Annotated in this window: 11 protein-coding genes; 6 read left to right on the forward strand and 5 right to left on the reverse strand. The window is 72.0% G+C overall.

Annotation, left to right across the window (positions count from 1 at the left end; all coding sequences use genetic code 11):
• Positions 1 to 102 precede the first annotated feature (102 nt).
• The 5 genes from ACWDYJ_RS14815 to ACWDYJ_RS14835 all read left to right on the forward strand — a co-directional run bounded on the left by ACWDYJ_RS14815 (position 103) and on the right by ACWDYJ_RS14835 (position 4,342).
• Complete coding sequence (locus tag ACWDYJ_RS14815; protein WP_451565914.1) at positions 103 to 567, forward strand: GNAT family N-acetyltransferase; 465 nt, start codon at positions 103 to 105, stop codon at positions 565 to 567.
• A gap of 117 nt (positions 568 to 684) precedes the next feature.
• Positions 685 to 1,587 carry a class I SAM-dependent methyltransferase gene (locus ACWDYJ_RS14820; RefSeq protein WP_451565915.1) on the forward strand — a complete coding sequence of 301 codons (903 nt, stop codon included), beginning with the start codon at positions 685 to 687 and terminating at the stop codon, positions 1,585 to 1,587.
• A gap of 118 nt (positions 1,588 to 1,705) precedes the next feature.
• Positions 1,706 to 2,149, forward strand: coding sequence for a Fur family transcriptional regulator (locus tag ACWDYJ_RS14825; RefSeq protein ID WP_451565916.1), 444 nt, complete (start codon positions 1,706 to 1,708; stop codon positions 2,147 to 2,149).
• Between the two features lie 105 nt (positions 2,150 to 2,254).
• Positions 2,255 to 3,199, forward strand: a complete 945-nt coding sequence (locus ACWDYJ_RS14830) for a LuxR C-terminal-related transcriptional regulator (protein WP_451565917.1) — start codon at positions 2,255 to 2,257, stop codon at positions 3,197 to 3,199.
• Positions 3,200 to 3,289: 90 nt separating this feature from the next.
• The gene (locus tag ACWDYJ_RS14835) at positions 3,290 to 4,342 is read left to right on the forward strand and encodes a LuxR C-terminal-related transcriptional regulator (RefSeq protein WP_451565918.1); all 1,053 of its coding nucleotides are present in this window, start codon (positions 3,290 to 3,292) and stop codon (positions 4,340 to 4,342) included.
• 63 nt (positions 4,343 to 4,405) lie between these two features.
• Here the strand turns inward: ACWDYJ_RS14835 and mshA are convergent, their stop codons facing one another.
• The 3 genes from mshA to asnB all read right to left on the reverse strand — a co-directional run bounded on the left by mshA (position 4,406) and on the right by asnB (position 9,396).
• A complete protein-coding gene (mshA, locus tag ACWDYJ_RS14840) occupies positions 4,406 to 5,725 on the reverse strand; it encodes a D-inositol-3-phosphate glycosyltransferase (protein WP_451565924.1) in 1,320 nt (439 codons plus the stop codon).
• A gap of 102 nt (positions 5,726 to 5,827) precedes the next feature.
• Positions 5,828 to 7,453 carry a class I tRNA ligase family protein gene (locus tag ACWDYJ_RS14845; protein ID WP_451565925.1) on the reverse strand — a complete coding sequence of 542 codons (1,626 nt, stop codon included), beginning with the start codon at positions 7,451 to 7,453 and terminating at the stop codon, positions 5,828 to 5,830.
• A 110-nt stretch (positions 7,454 to 7,563) separates the two neighbouring features.
• Positions 7,564 to 9,396, reverse strand: a complete 1,833-nt coding sequence (asnB, locus tag ACWDYJ_RS14850; RefSeq protein WP_451565919.1) for an asparagine synthase (glutamine-hydrolyzing) — start codon at positions 9,394 to 9,396, stop codon at positions 7,564 to 7,566.
• A gap of 147 nt (positions 9,397 to 9,543) precedes the next feature.
• Between asnB and ACWDYJ_RS14855 the strand changes: the two genes are divergently transcribed.
• A complete protein-coding gene (locus ACWDYJ_RS14855; RefSeq protein ID WP_451565920.1) occupies positions 9,544 to 10,287 on the forward strand; it encodes a PIG-L deacetylase family protein in 744 nt (247 codons plus the stop codon).
• Between the two features lie 48 nt (positions 10,288 to 10,335).
• Here the strand turns inward: ACWDYJ_RS14855 and ACWDYJ_RS14860 are convergent, their stop codons facing one another.
• Positions 10,336 to 11,001, reverse strand: coding sequence for a maleylpyruvate isomerase family mycothiol-dependent enzyme (locus ACWDYJ_RS14860; RefSeq protein WP_451565921.1), 666 nt, complete (start codon positions 10,999 to 11,001; stop codon positions 10,336 to 10,338).
• A 5-nt stretch (positions 11,002 to 11,006) separates the two neighbouring features.
• Positions 11,007 to 11,279: adenosylhomocysteinase (locus ACWDYJ_RS14865; protein ID WP_451565922.1), on the reverse strand; the 273-nt coding region annotated here is incomplete at its 5' end.

The raw sequence follows: 11,279 nt of genomic DNA on the forward strand, positions 1-11,279 counted from the left end.
GATATGCCTCGGCATCCACCACTCGAATTCCCCGCTATCGTGGACACGTGCGAGCGCAGGACCGGGGACGGCGAGAGGTACGGACGAATGCTGCTGGCTCACGTGCGAACGGCAGCACACGGTGACGCGACATCGATATCCCGGCTTCTCGCCGAGGGGATTCGCGACAGCTACGGCCCCGCGCTCGGCGAGACGCCCGTCGAACGGCTGGTGTCGGACCATTGCTCACTCCCCCGCATAAGAGCGGAAATTGAAATTCCCGGCGGCGCGCCCGGCTGGCTCGGGTGGCTCGTCGCCGTGGACGCGGACGGCGTCGTCGTCGGTGCTGCCTCGGGCGGCGTCCCGGTCCCCGCCGAGGGCGAGGTCTACGCCGCTTGCGCCGCTCGCGGCCGACGCCGCCAGGGCATCGGTACGGCTCTGCTGGAAGCGGTCACCGAACGGATGCGGGCGTACGGGGCGACATCGCAGCGGATCACCCTCCCCGTCGAGCAGGACCCGGCGCTGCCGTTCCTCACGCGCCACGGCTTCACCCCCCTCACCCCGGTCCGGCTCAGCCGCGCCCTCTGACGTACGACCCGGGCGTGGCAGATCCACGCCATCGCGTGTTCACGCAGCGCCTTTCACTGGTCCGCGCCCTCCCTCACAGGACAGGATTTCCTCAGCGAACGAGCCCCTGGAGGAGCGATGCACACACAGAGCAGCACCTACCTGCCCGTCGCGCCCGCTGCGCCTGTGCCGTTCCTGCAGTCCGGACAGGCCGGTCCTGCCCGATCCGGCGCGGCTGTGGGCGGCGCCGGCATCCGCGACACCTCGGACTTCCTGCCCGGCCTCGAGTCGACGGCGCCCGTCGACCAGGAGTCGGTGTGGCTGCACGACGCCCTGCTCGGGCCGCACAGCGCGGACGTGGTCCGCTACCTGAGCCTCGCGCGCGGTACCGGAGGCCCGATCCTCGACCTCGGCTCGGGTGCGGGTCGCCTCGCCGTGCCCCTGGCCCGCCACGGCTTCCGCGTCGAGGCCGTCGACCAGGACGCCGCGAGCCTGGAACGGCTCGAGGCGTGGGGCCGACGGATCTCACCGCAGGTGTCGCGGCTGCTGATCCCCACGCGCGCCGATCTCACGGAGCTGCGCCCGCTGGACACGTACCGGCTGGCGCTGCTGGCCGGAACCATGATCTCCGCCGTACCGCCCCACGTCCGTCCCGGGCTGCTGCGCGAGATCGCCTCGCACCTGGACCACGGGGGCGCGCTCGCCCTCGACTACACGGCGCACCAGCTGCGGGGGCTGTCCGAGGAATCCGATCGCACCTGGGCCTTCCAGGTGCCCCGCTTCGACGGGATCGAGGAGTGGGTGGTGGCGCGCCAGGTCTTCGATCTGACGGCCATGAGCGAGCGCATCACGTACTACGCGGTGCGGACGGGGAAGTCGAGTTCCGAGCGGGTCGTCCTGACCACGGACAAATGGGTCGTCGACCCGCAGCGGCTCACGGAAGAACTGCGTGCGGCGGGGCTGCGCGTGGAGAGCCGCCGGCGACACCGCATCGACGAGCGGACCGAAAGCGTGTTCCTCGTCTGCCGCGCCGACGGCTGACCGTCGGCAGCCGCCTCCGTCCACGACTCCGGTGGGGGCGGCAAGAGGTACGATGCCCTCAAACCTTTGGGTGGACCAGGTATGTGTCGGTCCCCAGCTGATGGAGGCGGGCGGAGCAGTGGCTGTCGTGGAGGAGCCGACGGGCCGCGAGGCAGGGATCCAGCGGCTCCGTGACGTGGGGCTGCGGGTCACGGGACCCCGACTGGAGGTGCTCCAAGTGCTGGCGGCGGGCGGCCACATGGACGTCGAGGCCATCACCGCGACCGCCCGCGAGCGGCTCGGCACCCTGACCAGCCAGGCCGTCTACGAGATGCTGCGCCACTTCCTCGAAACGGGTCTGGCCACGAAGTTCGACCGCCCCGGACTTCCGGCCGTCTTCGAGATCTCCGGCACGCCGCACCAGCATGCGCTCTGTGTGCGGTGCGGCCGGGTGGAGAACGTGGAGACCGTGGTGCCGAAAGTGATCGGTGGGGGCCTTGAGGAGTGGCAGATGGGCGAAGCGGAGGTAGTGTTCAAGGGCCTTTGTCCCGGCTGCCGCCGTACGGCGGGGGATGGAGCCTGAGACCGGAGGGGGTGCTGCGCTCTGAGCAGGTACGGGATCGGTCCGCGAGCGAACGACCGGACCCTCGCGCTCTACCTCGGTCTTCGAGAACGCCCCGAGTCCGGCGTGGAGAACGCCGCCGCTTCCCTCGGACTCTCGGCCGAAGAGCGCGAGCGCTGCCTGGCCGAGCTCTCCGCGCTCGGCCTGCTGGAACGCTCCGACTCCACGACCGGCCACGCCGTCGTGGAACCGGGCATCGCACTGCTCGGACTGCTCCGGACCGAACGTGAGCGCCTGCGGCACCGGTTGGCGGAGGCCGGCCGCATCCACGACACCCTGGACATCTTGGCCGGGCCCGTCCTGCGGGCCGGCGCCGGGCCCCGACCCGAGGTCGGGGTGGAGATCGTGACCGACCTCGGCCGGGTCCGCCGGGAGCGAGCCGCGACGTCCGATTCCGTGGCGCACCACCGCCAGACCATGCACACGGGTGCGGTCAGCCGCGAGGAGAGCGCACGCGCCCTGGACGAGGACCGGCGCCAACTGGCGCGCGGCGTACGGGTGCGGGCCATGTACGGCCGGCGCGCGGGCTCAGTGCCGGAGATGGCCCGGCACCTGCGGGAACGAGCCGAACTGGGGGTGGAAATAAGACTTTCCCCCGTGGTCCCGATGAGCATGTTCCTCGCGGACGAGAATTTCGCCCTGCTGCCCACCGACCTCCACGATCCCGCCGCGGGCGCCATCGTCGCGAGGGGCTCCGCACTGGTCGGCTCGTACCTCGCGCTGTACGAGTACTGCTGGCAGTGCGCGACACCCTACGGGGAGGACTCCCCCGCCGAGCGCGGCGACGGTGGGCTGACCGAACAGCAGTCAGCCGCACTGCACATGCTCGCTTCGGGCGTGAAGGACGAGCAGATCGCCCACAACCTCGGGGTCTCCCTGCGCACCGCGAGTCGCCTTCTCTCGGAGATCATGCAGGAGTTGGGGGCAGCCAGCCGTTTCGAGGCAGGCGTCAAAGCGGCGCGTCTCGGCTGGCTGGACGCGAAGCCCCGCACTTCGCAAAGCCCTGTGTGACCCACGGCAGATCTTGATCGGCGCCTGAAGTTATCGTCCTGGTGTGACAAAGTGTGACGGGCATTCAAATGATCAGGGGGTCGGTTCGCGATGTCGACGGGCGACGAGAGGAACGGCATCCAGTCGGCCGACACGGTTCTCGCTCTTTACCGGGAACTGCGGCAGCGCGGGGTGTCCCATCTCGACGAAGTCTTCGACGAGCTGAAGCTGCCGTCCGAAGAGTACGAACAGCGACGTGCGGAACTGATCGCTCTCGGCCTCATCGTGCCGACGAGCACCACCCACGCCACCCGTGCCGATCTCCAGTCGGGCACCTGGGAGTCCGGACCGGACGCGGTGGCCGTGGTCGATCCCGAGATCGCCCTCCTGCGCATGCTGCAGCAGGAACGGGAGCGGCTCCGCGAGCACTTGGACGAATCCGACCGCGCCTACGGCACGCTCGAGACGCTGGTGGCGAGATTCCTTCGACCCGGCTCCCTGAGCGGCTCCGACGTCGAGGTGGAGATCCTCAGCGACTACCGGCGGATCCAGCAGGTGCTGGAGGACATCACCGACGTGATCCAGAACAGTCTCGCGTCCATGCACGTGACCGCCCTGGTGCGCGAGGTCGCGGACCGGGTGCTCAGCCGGGACCTGCGACAGATCGAGAACGGCGTGCGCATCCGCGCGATCTACCACCAGCGCATCACCGCCTCCCCGGAGGCGTCGGAGATGCTGCGCCGCCGGGTCGAGGCCGGCGTCGAGATCCGGCTGTCACCCGCCGTCCCCATGAACATGATCATCGCGGACCAGCAGTTCGCCGTTCTGCCCGTCCATCCCGACGACCGGGCCACCGGTGCGATCCTCGCCCGCGGCCCGGCGCTCGTGCGCTCCTACCTGGCGCTGTACGAACACTGCTGGCACACCGCCACGCCGTACGGCGACGACACCGCGGCCGAACACGGCGGGGACGGCCTGTCGGAACAGCAGCGCGCAGCTCTGAAGATGCTGGCCTCCGGCATGAAGGACGAGAAGGTCGCCCGCACGCTGGGCGTCTCCTTGCGGACGGTGAGCCGCATGCTGTCCGAGCTGATGCAGGAACTCGGCGCATCGAGCCGTTTCGAGGCCGGGGTGCGCGCCCATCGGCTCGGCTGGCTCGACTGACCGGGGCTCGACTGACCGCGGCTCGACTGACCGCGGCTCGACTGACGCGGGTCGGCCTCCCGCTCACGTCGTGGCGAAACACTGACGCGACGCCGCGGACCCGTCCCGGGGCTCCGGCAGGGAGGCGCCGGTGAGGCGCCCGCTCAGCGCCGCTCCCGCGTCATGCGCGTGGACGGCCGGCTGTTCGGCCCGCAGCGCGCGCCGGTAGACCTCCAGCGTGCGGGTGGCCGCCGCCTGCCAGCTCATCGCCCGCGCATGGCGCACCGCGGCCGTGCCCATGGCGGCAGCGGCCTCGGGCTGCTCCGCGAACCACCGCAGCCGCCGGGCGTAGTCCACCGGATCGTGGCCGGGCACCAGCATCCCGCTCACCCCGTCCCGGACAGCGGTCGGCAGGCCTCCGACAGCCGCGGCCAGTACGGGGGTTCCGCAGGCCTGCGCCTCCAGCGCGACCAGTCCGAAGGATTCGCTGCGCGAGGGCACCATCAGGACGTCCGCGGCCCGGTACCAGTCCGCCAGCTCCCGCTGCGGCACGGGCGGGAAGAACCGCAGTACGTCGGCCACTCCCAGCTCACGCGCCAGGTCCCGGGCCCCGCCGCTCGGTCCGGCCCCCGAGTGCCCACCGACCACCGGGACGAGGAGGCGCCCGCGCAGTGCCGGGGCAGCCCTGAGCAGCTCGGCGACCGCCCCCACCAGGACGTCCGGCCCCTTGAGCCGCTGGATGCGGCCCGCGTACAGGGGAATGAAGGCGTCGGCGGGCAGGCCGAGCCGTGCCCGCGCCGCCGCCCGCCCGTCACCGGGGTGGAAGGTGTTCAGATCGACGCCCGGGTGGACCACCTCGACGCGCCCTGCCGGTACCCCGTACAAGTCCCGCAGCGCCCCCGCCTCGTCGGCCGTATTGGCGATCAGCCGGTCCGCGGAGACGGTGACCTGCCGCTCCCCCCGGATCCGCAGCTCGGGCTCCGGCGTGTCGCCGGCGGCGAGGGCCGCGTTCTTCACCAGGGCGAGGGTGTGCGCGGTGTGGACGAGCGGTATCCCCCAGCCGGCGGCGGCGATGCGGCCGGCCTGGCCGGAGAGCCAGTAGTGGGAGTGGAGCAGGTCGTAGCGCCGGGGCTCCTTCATGAGTGCCAGCGAGAACGGCACGACCAGGCCCGGCATGTCCTCCTTGGGGAGGGCGGCGCGCGGGCCCGCGTGCACGTGGCGGACCCGTACCCCCGGGGCGAGGTCGACCCGGGACGGGCCGTCCTCGCCCCGGCAACGGGTGAACAGGTCGACCTCGACGCCCTCTTCGGCGAGCGCGCGGGAGAGCTGGACCATGTAGACGTTCAGGCCGCCCGCGTCCCCGGTGCCGGGCTGGTGGAGCGGCGAGGTGTGGACACTGAGCATGGCGACGCGCAGGGACACGTGGAGCTCCTACGGGAACGGGCCACGTGCCCTGCGCCCGCCTGGTGGCCGGCCGGCGCGCAACGCGGCGGAGGGGGATGGTGGTCAGAAGCCGAAGATCGGCCCCGTGGGGGGAGCCAGCCGGGTGCCGGGCGGGGGCGGGGCGAGTGCCGCATCGGTCACGGGGCGGCCCGGCGCCGCCTTGAGCGCCGCCGCCAGCCGGTCCGCGCCCTCCGGCATCACCGGCCGGGCCCAGGCGCTGAGGGCCGAGGCCACGGCCAACTGGGCGGACAGGGCCGGGAGGTGGCCGCAGTCGGCGGTGGGCCGGCAGGCCTCGTGCGTGTTGACATGGCCGAAGTCCGACACCAGACGGACCACTTCGTCGAGCAGCGCGACCGACCTGCGGGGATCGAAGGCATCGGGTCCGTACGCCTCGCGCAGATCCTCCACCGCCCTGCGCAGTCGCCGCTCCAGGACGTCCCAGCCGGTGCCACCGGGCAGCGCCGCCGGAGCCAGGCCCGCGCTCTGCGCCCGTACCGCCGCGAACAGCCGGGACAGCCAGCTGTTCCAGCTCTCGTCCAGTTCCGTTCGGGCGGCGCCGAGCCGGTCGGCGTGGAACACCGTCCGCCGGCCCAGCGGGCGGGCCTGCAGGACATGGCGGCGCAGCGTGTCGGACCCGTACTCGGTGAGCAGGTCCAGCGCCCACACCTGGTGATCGGAGCCGGAGACGATGGCCCGGTCCTCGATGACGTACGACTCGTTCACGCAGAAGTCCTGGGGCAGCTTGATGCCCCGGGACAGGAGCAGCACCGGCAGCAGCACCGCGTGGCAGAAGGCGTGGCCGAACCCGCAGAAGTGCAGCGAGCGTTCGGGCAGCGGCCGGTCGTCGCCGTATCCGAAGAGGTGCATCGCGGCCGCCTCGAAGCAGCCGTCGATACGGTGCTCCGGGAAGCCGTCGACGGGGACGGGCAGCCCCCACTCCGCCGGGTGCGACACCGCGATGTCGGGCAGGCCGTCCTCGACCAGCGACTCGCACAGCGCGGCGAGGCGTGGCGGCAGGCCGGTGGCCGTCCAGTAGTCGGCGAGGGTCTCACGGAACGGTTCCAGCGGGATGTAGAGGCGGCGGCAGCGCCGGAGCACGGCCGGGGCCGTGCACAGGGCGCAGCGCGGCGCCACGAGGTCTCCGCCGTCGTTGGGCCGGGCGCACTCGTGGCACATCCCGCCCTCGCTCGCGACCCCGCAGTGCGGGCAGGAGCCGGTGACGTGCGCGCCGTGCAGCCAGCGGTCGCACGGTTCGCAGTACGGCAGCAGCCTCGTGCGGGCGGCGATGACGCCTTCCGCGTGGAGCGTCCGGAAGAGGTCCGCCACCCAGCGGTCGTACCCGCGGTCCTGGCGCGGGCGCACGACGTGGTCGAACTCGATGCCCGAGCGCAGCCCGTCCGTGGTGATCGCGGCCCGGTATCCCTCGGAGACCTCTTCCGGCTTGCGGCCCGCCCGCAACGCGCGCAGGTGGACGGAACTGGCGTGATCCGCGGTGCCGGCGCTGAACAGAACGGGTTCACCCTCGGCACGCAGGTAGCGGGACAGGACATCGGCCGCGACGTACGGTCCCGCGAGATGACCGATGTGGAGTTCGCCGTGGGTGGCCGGCGGGGTCGCGGTGATCCAGAAAGGGGTGCTCATGGGACCTCCTTGACGCTGTGGTGCGAAGTACTCAGCGAGGCTCGAAATGGAAGGAGCGGTTGAAGCGGTCGCGCGGTCCGTCCGGCACGACGGGCGGGACTCTCCACATCAGCCTGACAGGGGGAGGAGGCCCGAGGCCCTCCGAGAGGCTTGCGCACTCACGCCGTTGCGTGGATACGCCACGGCGGGCAGGCCGCGGCGTATCCGGCCGGGATGCGCATCCCCCGCACGACCTCGGTCCACAACTCATGGGTGGCCAGGGCCCAGAGGGCGAGCGCGTCCTCGTCCGACGGACGCTCCAGGTGCCGGGCGAGGAGGCGCTGCACCCGGTCGGGCCGGACCTGACCGGCGCGCAGCAGTCGCTCCGGGGACAGGAGGGCGCGTACGGGTTCGAGGAGCGGGCTGCCGGGGCTGAGCATGGCGGCCACGGGCAGGGTGAAGGGCTGCTCGGGCCGCTTCAGCACGGAGGCGGGCAGCAGCTCGCGCCCCGCCTCGTACAACGCCCGCTTGCCGCTGCGGGCGGCCGACGGGAGGGCGCGGGCGTGCGCGGCGACGTCGGGCTGGCAGAACGGCATCCGGGCCTCGACCGCCCAGGCCATGCTCAGGTGGTCGACGCGGCGCAGATGGTAGGCGGGCAGCCGCCGGCGGGTCTCGAAGGCAGTGATCGCGGTGAGCCGGTCCGTGCGCGTGGAGCGCAGTTCCCGCTCGATGCGGTCGGCGGCCGAGCCCACTTCGGCGATGTGGGCCCGGTACGCGGGTGTGTAGAGGTACTCGCGGAGCATCCTGGGCGCCGCGGACAGCGCGTCGGTGTAGGAGGCGGCCCAGTCGGTGCCCGGGGGTGCGTGGAGGGCGTCGCGCATCCGGGCGTACCCGCCGAAGAGTTCGTCGGCGCCGTCCCCGGTGAGGGCGACGGTGAATCCGGCCTCCCGTACGGCCCGGAAGAGGGCGTACGTGCTCAGGGCGACGGGATCGGCATTCGGCTGGCCCAGGTGCCGGGTGGCCCGGGTCAGCAGCGACCCGAGTTCGCTCGGGTCCAGCGCCACCTCGTGGTGGACGGTCCGGGCGTGCCGGGCGACGACGCGGGCGTGGGTGTGCTCGGAGTCCGGCCACTTGCCCCGGTAGGTGAGGTGAAAGGTGTGCAGGGCTGGTGCTCCGGTTTCGCGCGCGTACTCCGCGGCGAGCGCGGTCACCAGAGCGGAGTCGAGACCGCCGCTGGTGAGGGCGCAGACGGGTACGTCGGCCCGTGCGAGGCGTCGGACTTCGCGGCGCAGCACGTCCTGGGTGCCGGAGCCGGCTTCGGGGAGCGCGGTCGGCTGCTCGGGGCGTCGCCGTACGGCCGGTTCCCGACCCTGTCTGACCACGGCGGTCGCGCCCGGGGGCAGCACGCTGACGCCCTCCAGGGCGGTCTGCGCGGAGAAGGGGGTCCGGGTGGCGAGGACCGTGTCGAGGCTGTCCGCGCGCGGGGTGATCCGTATCCCGTCGAAGGCCAGGAGGGCCGGGATCTCGGAGGCGAACCGGAACGAGCCGTCCGCGCCGCGGTGGTAGTGGAGGGGCTTCATGCCCATGGGGTCGACGGCGAGGACGAGCCGGGGACTCGCCCGCAGGTCGAGGACCGCGATGGCGAACATGCCGTCGAGCCGCTCGGCGAAGGCCGGACCGTACTCGGCGTAGAGCGCGGGCAGGAGGGTGCCGTCGCAGGCATCGGGGAAGCGGTGGCCGCGGGCGGCGAGGGTGCGCCGCAGGTCGCGGTGGTTGTAGATCTCGCCGTTGAGTACGGCGGTGATCCCGGGCAAGTGGCGCAGCCGGTAGGGCTGTCGGCCGCCACAGGGCTCGGTCACGGCGAGCCGGTCACATCCGAGGGACCAGCCGGGCCCGCTGAGGACGTCGTGCTCGTCGGGACCGCCGTGCCGCTGCCGGGCGGAGACCGCGGCGAGTTCGGCGGGGTCGGGGCGGGCCGCACCGGCCGAGAAGGAGCCGAAAATCCTGCACATGCCGGTGCCTCCGGGTTTCCACGCACACATGATCAGGCCAATGCTTTGAACTTGCCAAATAATTGTAGTGGCGTAGACGAGTCATGTCGTAAGTACGCCAGAGGAGTTGCCTTGCGAAGCCGCCACCAGGCACAACAGGCTGGCCCCATGGAGCACTTCGCGACCGATCCCATAGACCGCAGCGCCCCGGAATCCCTGCTGGTGGTGGCCGCACACCCGGACGACATCGAGTTCTGTGTGAGCGGCACGGTCATGCGGTGGATCGCCCAGGGCACGACCCGGGTCACCTATTGCATCGTCACCGACGGCGGCGCCGGCGGGTACGACGAACAGCTGCCGCGCCAGGCGATGGGGGCCCTCCGGCGGGCAGAACAGGTGCACTCGGCCAAGCGGAGCGGCGTCGACGACGTCCGCTTCCTCGGCTATCCCGACAGCTTCGTCGAGCCCGGCGTGGAACTGCGCCGCGACCTGTGCCGGGTGATCCGGCAGGTTCGCCCGCAGCGCGCCGTCATCCCCAGCCCGGAGATCAACTGGGCCCGCGTGGCCGATCTGCACCCGGACCACCGGGCGGTCGGCGACGCGGCCCTGCGGGCGATCTACCCCGAGGCGCGCAATCCCTTCGCGCACCCCTCCCTCCTCAAGGAGGAAGGCCTGGAGCCGTGGATCGTGCCCGAGCTGTGGCTGATGACCGGACCCACACCGAACCAGTACGTCGACGTCACCCCCGTCTTCGACCGCAAGGTCGAGGCCCTGCGCATCCACACCTCGCAGACGGCCCACTTCGACGACCTGGCGGGACTGCTGCGGGACTGGCTGGGCGAGCACGCGAGGGCGGCGGGGCTTCCACCGGGGCGGATGGCGGAAGCCTTCCAGGTGGTGAAGATCGACTGAGGCCCGGACGGTCCGCCGTGGACCGTGGACCGGACCGGGCTGCGCCCGTCACCGGTAGATCAGCAGTTCCTGTTCCGTCGCACCCGTCAGTTCGTAGCGGGTGGCGACCAGCGGACGGCCCGAGTAGAGGCGGATCAGCGTCGCCGCGTCGCCGTGGAAGCGGGCCGCGGGCCGCCCCTCCTCCTCGTTCCCCAGCACCCACAGGCCGTCGAGGCCGTTGACTTCCGCGACCAGCCGTGGCGTGTCCCGCTTACGGCTGGTGGTACGCAGCAGCGACAGGGCGAGCGTCAGACTGTCCCCGCTGTACGCCCCCGGCTCTCCGAACGCGTCGCGGACGTCGCCGGCGTGGACCCACTCCCCGAGGGCCACGGCGTCCAGCGTGCCGTCGCCCGCGGCGATCTGCGGCCCGGCCTCGGTGAAGCCCCGCTCGAGTTCGTCGAGAATCCGGGCGAGCGGCCAGTCTTCGCGTTCGGCGACGTCCGCCGCGTTGGCGGCGGGGAGGAACACTCCCTCGTCCAGCCGCCCTTCGACAATCCGCACCAGGGCGGCCGCGCAGTGGGCGAGCACCTGGCGGGCGGTCCACCCCGGGCACGCCGTGCGCAACTCGAACGCCGCCGGGGGTGTGCGGCGCAGGAGCGGCATCAAGGCGTCGCGTTCGGCTCGCAACAGCCGGTCCGGGAGCCAGGGATCACGTGTCTCGTCGAGAGTCGTCATGGCGATCAGTAGCGGTAGTGGTCCGGCTTGTACGGGCCCTCGACCTGGACGCCGATGTAGGCGGCCTGCTCGGGGCGCAGGGTGGTGAGCCTGACGCCGAGGGCGTCGAGGTGGAGACGGGCTACCTTCTCGTCGAGGTGCTTGGGGAGCACGTAGACGTCGGTCGGGTACTCGGCCGGCTTGGTGAAGAGCTCGATCTGGGCCAGGGTCTGGTCCGCGAAGGAGTTCGACATCACGAAGGACGGGTGGCCGGTCGCGTTGCCGAGGTTCAGCAGACG

It is taken from the genome of Streptomyces sp. NPDC003042, from assembly GCF_053591315.1.